The sequence below is a fragment of the Aminiphilus circumscriptus DSM 16581 genome (genome assembly GCF_000526375.1).
Taxonomy (GTDB): domain Bacteria; phylum Synergistota; class Synergistia; order Synergistales; family Aminiphilaceae; genus Aminiphilus; species Aminiphilus circumscriptus.
The window spans coordinates 621,354-636,449 of sequence record NZ_JAFY01000007.1; the positions used below are offsets into that span (position 1 = coordinate 621,354).

Annotated in this window: 14 protein-coding genes; all 14 read left to right on the forward strand. The window is 56.2% G+C overall.

Translation table 11 applies throughout. From position 1 onward, the window contains the following. Window positions 1-261: 261 nt before the first annotated feature. The gene (locus K349_RS17320) at window positions 262-750 is read left to right on the forward strand and encodes a HutP family protein (protein WP_245588062.1); all 489 of its coding nucleotides are present in this window, start codon (window positions 262-264) and stop codon (window positions 748-750) included. A gap of 75 nt (window positions 751-825) precedes the next feature. Continuing rightward, window positions 826-1,044, forward strand: coding sequence for a 50S ribosomal protein L31 (gene rpmE / locus K349_RS0113785; RefSeq protein WP_029166351.1), 219 nt, complete (start codon window positions 826-828; stop codon window positions 1,042-1,044). Window positions 1,045-1,137: 93 nt separating this feature from the next. Beyond that, window positions 1,138-1,842 carry an FAD-dependent thymidylate synthase gene (gene thyX / locus K349_RS0113790; RefSeq protein WP_029166352.1) on the forward strand — a complete coding sequence of 235 codons (705 nt, stop codon included), beginning with the start codon at window positions 1,138-1,140 and terminating at the stop codon, window positions 1,840-1,842. After that, window positions 1,829-2,785 (forward strand): DUF1385 domain-containing protein, encoded by a 957-nt coding sequence (locus K349_RS0113795; RefSeq protein WP_029166353.1) that lies wholly within the window; start codon window positions 1,829-1,831, stop codon window positions 2,783-2,785. Before thyX ends, K349_RS0113795 begins: the two co-directional genes overlap by 14 nt. 2 nt (window positions 2,786-2,787) lie before the next feature. Next, complete coding sequence (gene prfA / locus K349_RS0113800) at window positions 2,788-3,861, forward strand: peptide chain release factor 1 (RefSeq protein ID WP_029166354.1); 1,074 nt, start codon at window positions 2,788-2,790, stop codon at window positions 3,859-3,861. Window positions 3,862-3,876: 15 nt separating this feature from the next. Further along, window positions 3,877-4,734 carry a peptide chain release factor N(5)-glutamine methyltransferase gene (prmC, locus tag K349_RS0113805; protein WP_029166355.1) on the forward strand — a complete coding sequence of 286 codons (858 nt, stop codon included), beginning with the start codon at window positions 3,877-3,879 and terminating at the stop codon, window positions 4,732-4,734. Window positions 4,735-4,846: 112 nt separating this feature from the next. Continuing rightward, window positions 4,847-6,034: a thioredoxin-disulfide reductase gene (gene trxB / locus K349_RS0113810; protein WP_029166356.1), complete on the forward strand. Its 1,188-nt coding sequence runs from the start codon at window positions 4,847-4,849 to the stop codon at window positions 6,032-6,034. Between the two features lie 53 nt (window positions 6,035-6,087). Further along, window positions 6,088-7,020 carry a 1-phosphofructokinase family hexose kinase gene (locus K349_RS0113815; protein WP_029166357.1) on the forward strand — a complete coding sequence of 311 codons (933 nt, stop codon included), beginning with the start codon at window positions 6,088-6,090 and terminating at the stop codon, window positions 7,018-7,020. A 39-nt stretch (window positions 7,021-7,059) separates the two neighbouring features. Further along, window positions 7,060-7,503 carry a CBS domain-containing protein gene (locus K349_RS0113820; protein WP_029166358.1) on the forward strand — a complete coding sequence of 148 codons (444 nt, stop codon included), beginning with the start codon at window positions 7,060-7,062 and terminating at the stop codon, window positions 7,501-7,503. Between the two features lie 73 nt (window positions 7,504-7,576). Further along, window positions 7,577-8,062: a flagellar export chaperone FliS gene (fliS, locus tag K349_RS0113825; protein ID WP_029166359.1), complete on the forward strand. Its 486-nt coding sequence runs from the start codon at window positions 7,577-7,579 to the stop codon at window positions 8,060-8,062. After that, the gene (locus K349_RS0113830; RefSeq protein WP_029166360.1) at window positions 8,052-8,561 is read left to right on the forward strand and encodes a flagellar export chaperone FlgN; all 510 of its coding nucleotides are present in this window, start codon (window positions 8,052-8,054) and stop codon (window positions 8,559-8,561) included. Before fliS ends, K349_RS0113830 begins: the two co-directional genes overlap by 11 nt. 197 nt (window positions 8,562-8,758) lie before the next feature. After that, on the forward strand, window positions 8,759-9,754 hold the full coding sequence (locus K349_RS0113835) for a M48 family metallopeptidase (protein WP_169731357.1): 996 nt from the start codon (window positions 8,759-8,761) through the stop codon (window positions 9,752-9,754). 78 nt (window positions 9,755-9,832) lie between these two features. Next, window positions 9,833-11,656, forward strand: coding sequence for a DNA polymerase III subunit gamma/tau (gene dnaX, locus K349_RS18245; RefSeq protein WP_029166362.1), 1,824 nt, complete (start codon window positions 9,833-9,835; stop codon window positions 11,654-11,656). Further along, window positions 11,653-15,066 (forward strand): DNA polymerase III subunit alpha, encoded by a 3,414-nt coding sequence (dnaE, locus tag K349_RS0113845; protein WP_029166363.1) that lies wholly within the window; start codon window positions 11,653-11,655, stop codon window positions 15,064-15,066. Before dnaX ends, dnaE begins: the two co-directional genes overlap by 4 nt. The last annotated feature ends 30 nt before the right edge of the window (window positions 15,067-15,096 follow it).

Sequence of the window (15,096 nt, forward strand, 5' to 3'; positions counted from 1 at the left end):
TCTTCTGTGTACCCGACAATGGTTGCCTTCTCCACGAGGCTGATTCGCTCAGCCGTTGTTTCGCCGGGACCCCCACCCCCTTTCGATCTTCAGGAAAAGTATAGAATGGCGAGGGCGTTCGATCAAGTCACCCAATTCGATTTGGTCTGCAAAACAATGTGCCCTTTCGAGCGCTTTGGGAGATATAATAATGCAAGGGATGCGGTGCGTCCATTCGATCTCGCACTGCGAAAGCCAGGTCGCATAGAAGGGCGTGACGATGTGGAAAACCAGTCGGTTCAGGCAAAAGAAGTGGAACGCAACGGCCAGATGTTGCGACTTGATCTGAGCTTAACCATAACCGATGAGAGTCAGGCAGGACGAGCAGCTCTACTCTTGGCGGCCACCACATCACCTGTGGAGGAAACACGGCTTCGGGAACAACTGCAAAAGTGGGGATGGAGGGCCGTTGCCACCGAAGTGGGAGGGCTAGCGGGCGATCTGCCGCAGAAGATCACCCGAGCTGTCGTCGGTGCTGCTCTCAATGCGAACGTTGTGGAGAAGCGGAGCGGTGAGATGCACGCGCTCATGCATGCAGCCCTTGAGGCAATGAACGGGTTCATGTCCACGAGCATGCTCGAAGCCAGCATCGGGGCGAAGATCGCCATCGTTCGGAATGGCGCCTGGCTCGCGGTGGCCGTGATGGGAGATTCGGCGTATCATGCTGTGGCCCACCACGAACGATGCGGTTTGGGAATCATGCACGTGTGATCTTGCGTTTCAAGACATGTTGTGCTAAAGTCCTCTTCTGTGGAAACGAACGGATAACGGCTGGAGGTGTAGGACGTGAAGAAGGATATTCACCCCAAGTATGAGGCGTGCACGGTGCGGTGTGCGTGCGGTAATAGCTTCGATACGAAATCGACCCAGGGAGAACTCCGCGTGGCCGTGTGCTCCGCGTGCCATCCTTTCTACACGGGTAAAAAGGGACGCGTGGTCGAGGCGGGACGCTTGGAAAAGTTCCAGAAGAAATACGCCAAGTTTCTTGCCCCCGAACAGGAATAGCGAAATCCGGGGAACAGGGGGAGCCTCAGCTCCCCCTGTTCTTCTATGGTCGGACGTTTTTTTGTGTGCAGAAAGAATGGAAGAGGTGCGGACGTGTCCATTCACGTGGTGCTTTTGGCTCATACCCCTTCTCCGGACATGGTGGTGGCAGGTTCTGCCAGGATTTGCTACAGCGAATGTTCCGCAGTCGAACTCATCGATGGTTTTCCCGACCGCACCCGAGCTGTTCGCCTCGTGGACAGCCTTTTGCAGAGCGGGCACATGTCGCCTTTTGAACATGCGAACTTCACCTTTGCCGTGGACGGCATCAGCAGAGTTTGCTCCCATCAGCTCGTGCGCCACCGCATCGCCAGCTTCAGTCAGCAGAGCCAGCGGTATGTGAAGATGAGCGATGCTGCAGTGGTGGTTCCTCCTTCCGTGGCATCCTCCGAAGAGGCCTCGTCCGTGTTTCGTGGTGCCGTTGAAGAGGGGTACCGACGCTACGAGCGGCTCCTGGAATTGGGTATTTCCCGTGAGGATGCGCGCTATGTACTCCCCCACGGATGGGAGACGAAGCTTGTCATGACGATGAACGCGAGGGAGCTGCACCATTTTTTCACCCTTCGCCTCTGCCATCGCGCTCAGTGGGAGATCCGGCACCTGGCGAGGGAAATGCTCCGGTGTGTCCGTACCGTAGCGCCGATTTTGTTCACTCTTGCGGGTCCCTCCTGTGTCGTCGACGGAGCCTGCCGCGAAAGACACTCCTGTGGACACCCCTTCGGATCGATGGAGGAGTTGCTTGAACATGAAGATGCTTAAGATTGCAAATACCGTCGTCTTGACCCTGTCGAACCTGCTCGCCCTCGGTGCGGAGCGGATTCCCGTGGGCGGGCAAGCCGTCATCGAGGGCGTTCTCATGAGAGGACCCCATAAATGGGGACTCTCCGTACGTCGTCCCGAGGGCGAACTCTGGAGCACGTCCTGGAGAAATCTTCCCTGGACGGCTACCGGCATCTGGAAGTATCCCGTCTTTCGGGGTATGGCCACGATGGCGGAAATGCTCACCGTGGGAATGAGGGCATTATCCCAATCGGCCCAGGTCGCTCTGGGCGAGGAAGAGAAAATCACGCCCCGTGAGATGATCCTTTCCGTTGTCGTGGCGCTTCTCGCAGTGGTGGGCCTGTTCGTGGCGTTTCCTGTATGGCTTGCGGACCGTGTCGCGCCGCTGCTCGGCGCGTCGGGATTGCTGAAACACCTCGTGGAGGGATTGGTACGAGCGCTGGTCTTCATCGCATACGTGGGTGTCGTTGGTCTTTGGAAGGACATGGCCAGGATCTTCGCGTACCACGGGGCGGAACACAAGACGATCAACGCCTACGAACACGACGCGTCCCTCGTTCCGGAGGTGGTGGCGCGTTATTCCCGCATTCATCAGCGCTGCGGCACGTCCTTTCTTCTCATCGTCGTCGCGGTGAGCGTTGTGGTTTTCTCTCTCGCCGGAGGCGGTCCCCTGTGGTGGAGGGCCCTGTCCAGAGTGTTCCTGCTGCCCCCCGTCATCGGTATTTCCTACGAACTGATCAAGTGGAGCTGTCGTTCCGGACGGACAGGAGAACTGCTCATGAAACCAGCTCTTCTGCTGCAGTATTTCACGACTCGTGAGCCGGATCTGGAGCAGATTGCCGTGGGTGTTGCCTCGTTGCACGCGGCTCTCGAAGAACAGGAAAGTTTTCCCGTTGCCGCTCCGGAAAGGCCGGAGGAATAATCATGGATCTCAACGGCAAACTTGAGGACGTGGTTCGCTCCTTCGAGGAGCTTGAATTGCGCATGGCCGATCCTGGAGTTACGGGCAATCTCCAGGAGTTGCAGCGCATGGCGAAGAAACACGCCGAGATGGAAGAAGTCGTCGCCGTTTACAAGGAGGTCAAGGCCAAGAGACAGCAGCTTTGCGAAGCTCGTGAACTCTCCGAGAGCGGAGACCCCGAGATAGAGGCATTGGCCAAGGAGGAAGTGCACGCGCTGGAATCGGACATCGAGGATTTGGAACGGCGTCTGCAGGTTCTTCTCCTGCCGAAGGACCCCAACGACGAAAAGAGTGTCATCGTGGAGATCCGCGGAGGTGCCGGCGGTGACGAAGCGGCATTGTTCGCCGCGAATCTTATGCGCATGTACTGCCGTTTTGCAGAGCTGCAGGGATGGAAGGTCGAAATTCTCACCCAGAGCGAGACGGGCATCGGAGGCATTAAAGAAGTGGTTTTTCGCGTCGACGGAACTGGAGCATACAGCAAATTCAAGTACGAAAGCGGTGTGCACCGGGTGCAGCGTGTTCCCGTTACGGAATCCTCCGGCAGAATTCACACCTCCACGGCAACCGTGGCCGTTCTCCCCGAGGTGGAGGATGTGGATATCGAGATCCGCACGGAGGACCTGCGCATCGACACGTTCCGTGCAAGCGGAGCCGGTGGGCAGTACGTCAACATGACCGATTCAGCGGTTCGGATCACGCACATCCCGACGGGGGTTGTCGTGAGCTGTCAGGATGAGCGCTCTCAGCTCAAGAACCGCGCCAAGGCTATGCGCCTTCTGCGGGCCAAACTTTACGACGCGGAGCTGCAGCGCAAGCAGGTGGAACAGGCGGCGGACCGGAAGGGACAGGTCGGGACCGGGGATCGGTCGGAGCGGATACGCACCTACAATTTCCCGCAGAACAGAGTCACCGACCATCGCATCGGCTTGACGCTCTACAAACTGGATCAGATCCTGGAGGGGAATTTACTGGAGATGATCGACGCACTTATCCTGGCGGATCAGAGTGCGAAACTGCAACACATCAACCAATAGTGGGAGAACGCGAGCGTGGCGGAGACTCTGGAGACGTTGCGACGGAAGGTTGCGGAGCTTCTTTTCCGAAACGGAGTGACGGAAACTCCTCTCCTCGATACGGACCGTTTGTTCTGTGCGCTTTTGGGATATTCCAGAGCCGAGATATGGAGCCGATCCAGGGAATTGCTCGACGAGGTCCATGTCGCCCGAATCCTGTACATGGCGCGGCGGCGAGCCGGAGGAGAACCTTTGGCATATGTCCTTGGAGAGGCTGGGTTTTATGGAAGGTCATTTGCGGTGAATCCGGGCTGTCTCGTTCCACGGCCGGAAACGGAGATTCTTGTGGAAGAGGCACTGAAACGGCTTCCCGAGCGAGGGACATTTCTCGACTGGGGAACGGGAAGCGGCTGTATCGCCGCGACGCTTCTTCTCGAATGCCCCACCGCCCGAGGCTTCGCTCTCGAGGCTTCGCCTCGTGCAGTGGTCATGGCGTGGCACAATTTCCGGCGCCATGGTCTCCTCCCGGCAGTGACACTCCTCCATTCCTCCACCTGCGATGCACTTCCCTCCGCCTGCATGGACATGGTGCTCGGCAATCCTCCCTACATTCCCACTGCTCAAATCCCTTTTCTCATGAGAGAGGTGCGCGATTTCGAACCTCATTCGGCGCTTGATGGGGGAGTGGACGGCCTTGACGCCTACCGTTTCTTGTTGCCTGTAGCGTCAAGGCTTCTCCGCCCTGGGGGGTGGCTTCTACTGGAGATCGGCGGGGAGGAGCAGGTGGCGCCTCTTCGCGATCTTGAGGATGGGCTTGTTTTTTGTGGAAGCCGACCCGATCTGAACGGTCATATCCGCGTTCTTTTATGGCGTAAAGGGGAGAAGATGGCGTAAAATACCTTCGTAGTCTGTCGTGTGAGAGACGCGACAGGAAAGTGTTCTTCCGTTTCCTGCATGCTTGAAAAGAGCAGTTCATTTTGTGTTAGCGACTGGGAGGTCGATTGTCATGGAAAAGCGTGAACTCGTCATTCTCGGTGCCGGTCCTGCAGGCATGACGGCCGCCATTTACGGGAAGCGTTCCGGGCTTGATGTCCTTGTGCTTGAAAAGGGGATCCCCGGGGGCCAGATTGCGATAACCGACGAGATTGAAAATTGGCCGGGCGTAATTCACGCCACCGGAGCGGAACTCGCTGAATCCTTCCGTCGCCATGCAGAGAAGTTTGCTCCCGAATTTAGGGATGCGACCGTCACGGGAATCGAAGTTCGGAACGGGACGAAGGTTCTTGTGACGGAAAAAGAGGAAATCGAGGCGGAGGCGATCATTCTCGCCACGGGGGCTACGTTCAAGAAGCTCGGATGTCCCGGCGAAGCGGAATTTGCCGGACGTGGCGTGAGTTATTGCGCCGTGTGTGATGGAGCCTTTTTCCAGGACGTGGAGATTGCCGTGGTAGGCGGAGGGAACACTGCAGTGGAAGAAGCGGTGTATCTCACACAATTTGCGTCGAAGGTTTACATCATCCATCGGAGAGATTCTTTCCGTGCCGACAAGATGGCGGTGGAAAGGGCACTGGGAAATCCAAAGATCGTTCCAGTCTGGAACAGCGTTGTGGAAAGCATTCAGGGATCGGACATGGTGGAAAAGCTCCTCATTCGGAACGTGAAATCCGGCGAGGTCTCGGAACTTCCCGTTGAGGGCGTATTTGTTTTTACGGGTATGGTGCCGAATGCGGAGTGTGTGAAGGGACTCGTGAAAACCACGGAACAGGGATGGATCCTCACGGATGAAAAGATGGAAACCTCTATGGAGGGGCTCTTTGCGGCGGGAGACGTCCGAGATAAATACCTGCGGCAGGTCGTGACAGCGGCGGGGGACGGTGCAGTTGCCGCTATGGCTGCCTACGCCTATATCTCCGAACAGGTACATCTGCGCGGTCTTCTTCTCGAACCCGAGAGAGTCGTGGCGCTCTTTTTCTCCAGCGTTGACGAGAAGCAGATGCGACTCGTCGATGACGTGGAAAAATGGATCGCCTCATCGGGAAAACACATTGTTTTCGTGGACGGTTACAGAAACGCCAAAATGGTAGAGAAACTTGGACTTGCCCAGCTGCCCCTCCTCGTGGAGTTGCGGAAAGGGAGCGTGGCGAGTTCCAGGACGTTTTCTTCCGTGGCGGATCTTCGGTCCGTGCTCTCGTAGATCGGGGAGTATCATCGCACACCGCGGATTCCTGTTTTGGAGGTGGTGCAGTTTTGATCGTGACCGTAACGTTGAACCCCGCCGTTGACGAAGAGTACATTCTCCCGGAGTTCCGACCGGGAGGTTGGTCTAGAGCGACTCATGTTGATCGTTCTCCCGGAGGTAAAGGCATCAATGTTTCCATGATCCTGAGCCAACTCGGCTGCGAGTCGGCGGCAATGGGTTTTTTGGCCGGCTTCACGGGGGAGTATGTCAGAGATGTTCTTCGCCGTCATCGAATCACCACGAATTTTGTCCACGTTCCCGGGGAAACGCGGACGAACGTCTATATTGTGGACGAGATCGGCCACATCGAGACGGGCATCGCCGAACTCGGTCCCTATATTCCCGAAGATGCCCTGGGGCGGTTGGTGACGAATTTCGACAGAATGCTTCATCGCGCTCACCTTGTCTCGATAGGCGGTTCCCTTCCACCGGGAGTTCCTCAGGATTTCTACCGGGAACTCGTCAGAAACGCGAAGGGTAAGGGAATTCCCACCTTCATCGACGCGGCGGGCGCGCCGCTCATGGCGGCTCTCGAAGCTGGGCCGACCGTTGCCAAGATAGACCACCGATTCATGGCCCGTGTGGCGGGTATCCCCCTGACCTCCATCGACAACCTGATCGAGATCGTGTCGAAGGTGCACGACCAAGGGGTGGAGTACGCGGTTACCTCGTACCGAAGCTACGGTGACGTGTTCTTCACACCGGAAGGCATCTACCTGGCGGCACTGGATCGAAGGAATTTCGTCTCCATGTTCGGCGCGGGCGATGCGCTTATGGCAGGACTTGTCGTCGCCTACGACGAAAGGATGTCCGCGGAGGAGTGTGTGCGCTTCAGCATGGCCTGCGCCTACGAGGATTCTCTACACGTGGAAAAAGGGGTTCGGAGCCGTGAGGCTGTGGAGGTTCTCATGGACAGAATCGAAGTGGAAAAGCTTTCTTGACGTGCTAGTCCGGACGGGAACGTCACGAGGAGGGACATCATGCGGATCGGCGATGTGATGGATCGAGATCTCACCGCTATCGCACCGGATTCTCCGGTTTCCGAAGCCATCGAAGTACTGTCGCGACATCGACTGACGGGAGTTCCCGTAGTCGATGAGGAGGGACACGTTCTCGGTTTCATCAGTGAAAAGGACATCATCAAAGCGGCTTTGCCGGGGTACTTCGAGTATCTCCAGGACTCTTCCTTCATCCCCGATTTCGACCAGTTTCAGACACGTCTGCGTCGCATCAGCCGCGAGCCCGTCCAGCGCTTCATGGTCAAAAAAGTTGCTACCTTCAAGGAAGAGGACAGTGATTTCAGCGTTGCCATGACCCTCATACAGCAGAACATCAAGAGGGCTCCCGTGCTCCGTGAGGGAATCCTTGTCGGTGTGGCGAACAGGGCGGATCTTTTGGAACGGCTCATGGCAGACGGGAAATGATCTGTGTGAGGGGTTTGACCACGGTAATTCGTGCCCCTGGAACCACCGATAATGAACAAGGGAGGGATGGGGCATGAACGATGAAAAAAAGGTACAGAAGGCTCAGGAAGCGTATAGGGCCAACCAAATACAGACCGCATCGCGGGAACAATTGCTTCTGATAACCTATGACATCGGTATCAATGCGTGCAAAGCCGCCGAGGAGGGCCTTCGGAAAAACGAGATAGAGACTGTGAACGAGAGCCTCAAACGTGCTCAGGCAGTTCTTCGTGAACTGATGGTCACGCTTGATGTCGAAGCGGGCGGAGAAGTGGCACAGAATCTTCTGCGACTCTATGATTTTATGTATTATCGCCTTGTGGACGCGAATGTACGCAAAGACGTTCTTCTAGTAATTGCCGTTCGAGAAATGTTCCAGGAATTGCGCAACACTTGGGCGGAAGCCATTGAAAAACTGAAGGCAGAAGAGCTTTTGGTGAAACAGGAAGAAGTCCGCACCTCTCCGGTTTCTGCAGGTTCCCAGAGCGGACATCAAGGAGGGGTGAACTTTGCCGGATGAATTGAAGGAGCAACTTCACGAATTGCTTCTCCTGGAAAAAGCGCTGTACGAAGAATTGGACGGCATGGTTGGTAAGGAAGAGCACTACGTTCAGGAAGAGAACTGGAGTGCTCTGCTTGCGGTTCTGCAGGAAAAGCAGAGCATTATTTCCCGTCAGGAGATCCTCCAGGAATCCTGGAAAGGGTTTTCTTCTCTCTTGGACGTGCACGGCGGTCGGGAGAGTCCCGCTTTTTGGGATGCCGTGGCGAAGCGTGTCGGAGAGAGTGCGTATAAGGAAATCAAAGCCCTCATCCACGAACTTCGCTCTCTTGCCGCGGGGACTCTTGAGCGAGAACGCAGCGTCCAGGAAACTCTCGAGAATCACCTTGAGGATCTGCGGAGACGGATGCTTCAGATGCAACAGGGCAAACAGGCATTTCAGGGATACCTGAAGAGTGGTTCCTCCATCGCACAACCAAGGAACAGCTTCGATAGCGCCTCGAAAAAAACGCTTCCGTGAAGATGAAGATGTTTATTGTCTCCCTTTTTCCGCAGGTGTTTTCGTTCCCCTCTCGGCATGTTTCCTTTATATGGCGATCCTGCGGACGAACTTCGTTCCGCTCCGTTTTTTCGTGGTTCGCCGTTTTTCTTGCGTTCTGTCTTCCCGCAGTAACGTTCGCGGACACCGGCGGAACCTCCTCCATATCCGGACCGGAAGTGAAGAAAGAGCTTGAACTGGGCGAAAAAGTCGCTGCGGAAATTGAGGGACACTGGAACCGAATCGTCGATCCCGCAAAGATTGCCCATGTATCCATGATTGCGGAGAAACTGATCCCCCATCTGGAGCGAACTCTTCCCTTTGAGGTTCGCCTTATCGAAGACAAAACACCCAACGCATTTGCTCTTCCCGGAGGCATCGTTTTCGTCACTACAGGGATGCTCGACTTTGTCCGGAGCGATCACGAGCTGGCGGCCATTCTCGCGCATGAATTCATTCATACCGATCGACGTCATGGAATGATTCAGGTTGCCCGGAACGAACGATTGAACCTGCTTTCTCTCGCCGTCGTCATTGCATCGAAAGGACAAGGAGCGGCTCTTTTGATGGCCGGCCTTGCCCAGGTAGCCATTATGAACAACTACAGCAGGGACCTCGAGGAAGAAGCGGACCGGGAGGGACTTGCCGTCCTCTTCCATGCCGGCTACGAACCCTCCGGCATGGTTACGGTCATGGAACGTCTTTCCGAGGAAAAACTCAAGCGTCCCTACGTAGACCCGGGTATTTTTCAGAGCCATCCCGATGTAGAGGATCGCGTGAACTATCTCATTGAGACCATGCGGAACAATGGGTGGAAACTTCAGCGAAAGATTCCCCTGCGTCTCCTTCGTCCGCGGTGGATCGACAAGGAAGGACGCTCCTCGCTCTTTCTCGACCAAACGTTGATCTGGTCTGTTCCTGAGGGGGTTCTCTCAAAAAAAGAAATGAACGCTCTCGTTGAGGTGCTCGACGAAAATCTTCAGCTCGAACTTCCACCGTACGACATTCACCTGCTCGAAGAAGATGGGAGTTCCGTTTTCAGAATAGGATTTTCTCTCTTTTTGAAAGAACCCCTACCAGTAGGAGCGGATCCACTTCCCCAGGTACGGGAACGATTGCTTCAGGCCCTCCGGGAGGCCCAACGAAAACACCCCCTCGGGAACTATCTCAGGTGAGCATTTCCGCATCTTCAGCTTGATCGTCCCTCCGTGTTACACTGAAAAGGAGATTCGTGCGCGAATGGGGGAATAAACATGGCGCACATGGCGCTCTACCGGAGATACCGGCCACAGAGATTCGCTGATGTGGCCGGTCAAGATGCCGCTGTGGGCGTTCTTCAGCGTTCCGTTGCGGAAGGACGGTTGGCTCATGCCTACCTCTTTTCCGGTCCCAGGGGATGCGGCAAGACGAGTCTTGCCAGAATCGTCGCAAAGGTCCTGAACTGCAGTGATCCTTCGTCTGGTCCGGAACCCTGCGGCCAGTGCGAATCCTGCCGGGGAATCGCAAGAGGCGACAGCCTTGACGTCGTCGAAATCGACGGTGCTTCAAACCGAGGGATCGACGAGATTCGTGAACTGAAAGCTCATGTCGGTCTCGCTCCTTTTGGGGGAAAGCGGAAAACATATATTGTGGACGAAGTGCATATGTTGACGGAAGCGGCGTTCAACGCCCTTCTCAAGACCCTGGAGGAGCCCCCACCCTTTGTCCTGTTCATTTTGGCCACGACGGAGCCGCATAAGGTGCCTGTGACAATCCGGTCCCGTTGTCAACATATTCCCCTGCACCGGATCGATGGGAATACCCTTGTGCGGCGCCTTCGTTCCGTTGCCGTTGCAGAGGGCGTCCCCTTCGAAGAACCCTGTCTCTGGGAAATAGCCAGGCAGGCGGATGGAGCGATGCGCGATGCACTTTCTCTTGCGGAACAGGTCATCGCCCTCGGAGAGGGAAGCCTCTCTTTGAATGCCATCGAAGGAGTTCTCGGTGGCGGGAGCCGAAGGGAATTGGAGCGTGTCCTCGTCCATTTGGAGAAAACTCCCGGAGATGCACTGTCGTTTTTGGAAGGACTCCTCGGAAGAGGAGCGAATCCGGAACGCCTTTTTGAAAGCCTTTTTCTTCTGTTTCGTGATCTGTGGGTGGTCCGTTCTTGGGGGGAAAAAGCTCTGGAGAAGAACTCCTTGTCCGAAGAGGAAATTGCGTTCGTGCTTGAATGTGCGCCCCGATGGCGTGCGGAAATTCTGTGGAGGGGCATGCATTTCTGTGCGCGCTGGCTTCCCAGGTTGCGTATGGGCGTTCGGGGAGATCTCCTGGTGGCTCTTCTCGTCGGGGAAATGTCTCATTTTTCAGAATCCGAGCAGGGCCGACCTTTTACGCTTCCTCGACAGGAAAAAAACATGTCACTCCTGGCAAAATCCTTGCCTCTGGAAGAACGACACGTCGAGCCGGAGAACTTCCCCGAGGGAGTTCCCTTTCTTCCAGAAGAGATGGAGACTGTGGTAATTTCTCGACAATCCGACGCAAATGACACCGTCCCCGTGTTTGTCGGAGACAACGTGCTGTCCGAGGTAGATCCGGACGAACCACCCGACTGCTCGCCCCAGGCATGGGAGCGATTGCTGCGACACCTGGCGCAAAAGGACCCCGCTCTTGCCGCGGCACTCGTAAATGCTTCTGTCCGTTGCGGCGACGGCATTCTTCAGATTTGCCTTCCTGAAAAAGCGGAGTTTTCCTGTTCCATTCTCGCCTCCGAACGAGGTGCGGCAACCCTGTTGCGACATATCAACCGTTTCATCGGGGACTTCCGAATCTCACTCCTTTGCGGCACGAAGGAGACGTTTTTGGAACAAAGGCCCTTGTCTCCGGAAACCTCTTCTCCGGAGGGAACAGGGCAACTGTTCTCGGTTCCGTCCACCGTATCCCAGACCCTCACGCATCCTGCTCCGGAAAAAGACGTTTCCTCTCCGGCGCAGGAGGAGAAAGCGGATGATCCGGTTCGGCAACTCCTGGCGTGGGTCCAGGGAGAGATCCTGATGGTTCGAAACGAAGAAGAGGAAAAATCGGAAGAGGTGACCGAGGAGTGAAGCATCCTTTCGTGCATCTTCATGTGCACAGTGAATACAGCCTCCTCGACGGGGCAATCCGGTGCACCGATCTTGCCAGGCGAACCGCCGAATTCCAGAGCCCGGCCGTGGCACTCACGGATCACGGCGCAATGTACGGTACCGTCGAATTCTACGAAAAGTGCCTGGAAAAGAATATCAAACCCATCATCGGATGCGAAGTCTACGTGGATCCCCAAGGGTATACTTGCCGCGACAAAAGAGGGAGGAATCATCATCTGCTCCTCCTGGCGGCAAACCAGGAGGGATACCACAATCTCGTCAAGCTTGTCTCCATCGCCAACACCGACGGTTTCTACTTCAAGCCGCGTATCGACCACGAACTGCTTGCGCGATACGCCCGAGGACTCATCGGTTCGTCAGCTTGCCTGGCCGGAGAGATCCCCTCTCTTCTCCTCGAAGGCGATGAAGAGGGCGCATGCGAGAGGGCATCCCTCTATCAGGACATTCTGGGAGAGGGAAACTTCTACCTGGAACTCATGCACAATGCCCTCTCGGAACAGGCCCTGGCAAACAAAGGGCTTCTGCGCGTGTCGGAACGGACGGGCATTCCCATCATCGCCACAAACGATGCGCATTACCTGAACGCGGCGGATGCTTCCTGGCACGAGGTGCTGCTGTGCGTACAGACCAACAGCACCATCAACGACCCAGGACGGTACCGTTTCGGTGCTTCGGATTTCTATCTTCGATCCCCCGAGGAAATGTGGATGCTCTTTGGAGACGAGCTACCCCATGCGTTGAAGAACACCGTGGAGATCGCCGAGCGCTGTTCCGTGTCCTTTGTCTTCGGACAGTACCAGTTGCCGCATTTTTCGCTCCCTGAAGGTGAGACGCTTGAATCCCACTTGGAGCGCGTTGCCCGGGAAGGACTGCTTTCACGCTTTCCCGAGGGACCCGGAGCTGAGTACGAAAAAAGACTGGAGTACGAACTCGGCGTCATCAACCAGATGGGGTTTGCCGGATACTTTCTGATTGTGGCCGATTTCATCAATGCGGCGAAAGAGCGAAGCATCCCCGTCGGCCCCGGACGCGGCTCCGCTGCGGGGTCGCTTGTCGCGTACGCACTGCGGATCACGGAACTCGATCCCATACGATACACACTTCTTTTCGAGCGTTTTCTCAATCCCGAGCGCATCAGCATGCCCGATATCGACACGGATATCTCCGACAAACGCCGGGACGAGGTCCTGGAATACGTGGTGCAGAAATACGGAAGAGAGAACGTATCGCAGATCATCACTTTCGACCGAATGAAGAGCAAGGCCGCCGTCAAGGACGTGGCGAGAGCGCTCGCCATTCCCTATGCCGAGGCGGACAAGGTGGCGAAACTGATCCCGGACGGTGTGAAGAGCATTTCCGAGGCAGTTGAAAAGTCTCCGGACCTGGCTGCGCTCAGGAAGGCGGATGCCGCTGTGGCCAACCTCCTCGACGTGGCGGGAAGCATCGAGGGTCTTGCACGGCATTGCTCACAGCACGCGGCGGGAGTGGTCATCGCTCCCACAGCCATCACGGATATCGTGCCGGTTCGGCGCATAGGGAACGATCAGGTGGTCACACAGTTCGCCATGGAGCCGGTGGAAAAGCTCGGGCTGGTCAAAATGGACTTTCTCGGCCTCCGGACCCTCTCCCTTATCGAGGACACGCTGGCGAACATCGCGTCCAACGGGAAAACCGTTCCCGACGTGAACCGAATACCCCTGGACGATGCCGCCACATTCCGGTTGCTTCAGGCGGCGGACACTATGGGCATCTTCCAGCTTGAATCGGGCGGCATGCGGCAACTCCTGAAACGGCTCAAACCAGATACGTTTGAGGACATCATCGCCGTGTTGGCCCTCTACCGCCCGGGACCTCTGGAGAGCGGCATGGTGGACCAGTACATCAAACGGAAGCACGGACAGGCTCCAGTGGAATATCTGCATCCACGTCTCGAGGAGGTTCTGAGGGAAACATACGGGGTGATCCTTTATCAGGAGCAGGTCATGAAAATCGCTTCAGAACTCGCGGGATTCAGCCTCGGCGAAGCGGATCTGTTGCGACGGGCCATGGGAAAGAAAAAAGAGGACGTTATGCTGCAACAAAAGGGAGCTTTTGTCGAGGGATGTGTAGCTCAGGGCGTCTCCCGAGAAAAGGCGGAGGAAATCTTCGACATCATTCTGGTCTTCGCCGGATATGGATTCAACAAATCTCACAGTGCAGCCTACGCTCTCATCAGCTATCAGACCGCCTATCTCAAGGCACACTATCGGGCGGAATTCCTCGCGGCGTTTCTGTCCAGCCAGATTGGGTCGAAGATGGACGTGCTCGCCCGATATGTCCGGGCTGTGCGGGAATCAGGTGTGCAAGTGAGTCCTCCTCATGTCAACGAATCTGGAGCGAATTTCACCGTGGTTGACGAGGTGATACGGTTTGGTTTGAGTGCGGTGGCGCGGGTGGGAGATACGGCAGTGGAGGCGATTCTCGCAGCACGTCTCAAGGAAGGACCGTTTCGCTCCCTCTGGAACTTCTGCAACCGTGTGGACCTTCGCGTCGTCAACAGATCCATCGTCGAAAACCTTGTCAAGGCCGGTGCCTTCGATGGGCTTGGAGGCAACAGGAGGCAGCTTCTCCAGGTGCTCGAGGAATTCATTCGTCATGTTCAGGCTCAGGAAAAGCAGGGAGCGCAGCGTTCGCTCTTCGAGATCGCCCCGGAGGACGAAGCTCCTGAAGAACCTCCGCTTCCGAATCTCGACGAGTATTCCAGAAACGAACTCCTCGAATTCGAGAAGGAGACCCTGGGGCTCTATCTTTCCGGTCATCCTCTTGAGCAGGAGATGGCGCGCTTTCTCCGATACGCCACCTGCACCATTGAAGACCTTGCTCACTGGACGTCTCCGGATGTTCCCGCAACCGTGGGTGGTATGATCGTAGCGGCCCAGGAGAAGTACACGAAACGGGGAGAGCCCATGGGTATCCTTGAAATAGAAGACACGAATGCGAAGATCGAAGTGGTATGCTTTCCAAAAACCTGGATGAAAGCAAAAGCTTTGGCCGTTTCCGGGAACTACGTGCTCGTTCTAGGAAAAATCCAGGATAGAGGTGGCTTGAATCTGCTTGCGGACGAGGTTCTCCTCCTGGATCAGGCCGAACGGGAAAGAGCACCGTGGATGCGTTTGCACGTTGATTCCTTTGGTCTGGATGCGACCCGTATCCGCGACTTGGTTCGGGAACTCAAGGGGAATCCCGGGCCAAATCCGGTTCTCCTCGAAATCGCTGAGCAGGGAAGATCCACGCTGATCAGGTTGAAGGACGTGAAGGTGGCTGCCCAGGAGCCCTTTGCGACACGTCTCAGCGAAATGCTCGACGGCGCGGTGGAGGTTCGTGTGTAGTAGAGTAGTTTGAGTCGGGTTTCTCTGGTG

Coding starts and splice junctions, on each gene's coding strand:
- K349_RS0113820 (WP_029166358.1), top strand. CDS start 7,060: ATGCGGATCGGCGATGTGATGGATCGAGATCTCACCGCTATCGCACCG.
- trxB (WP_029166356.1), top strand. CDS start 4,847: ATGGAAAAGCGTGAACTCGTCATTCTCGGTGCCGGTCCTGCAGGCATG.
- K349_RS0113795 (WP_029166353.1), top strand. CDS start 1,829: ATGAAGATGCTTAAGATTGCAAATACCGTCGTCTTGACCCTGTCGAAC.
- dnaX (WP_029166362.1), top strand. CDS start 9,833: ATGGCGCACATGGCGCTCTACCGGAGATACCGGCCACAGAGATTCGCT.
- prfA (WP_029166354.1), top strand. CDS start 2,788: ATGGATCTCAACGGCAAACTTGAGGACGTGGTTCGCTCCTTCGAGGAG.
- fliS (WP_029166359.1), top strand. CDS start 7,577: ATGAACGATGAAAAAAAGGTACAGAAGGCTCAGGAAGCGTATAGGGCC.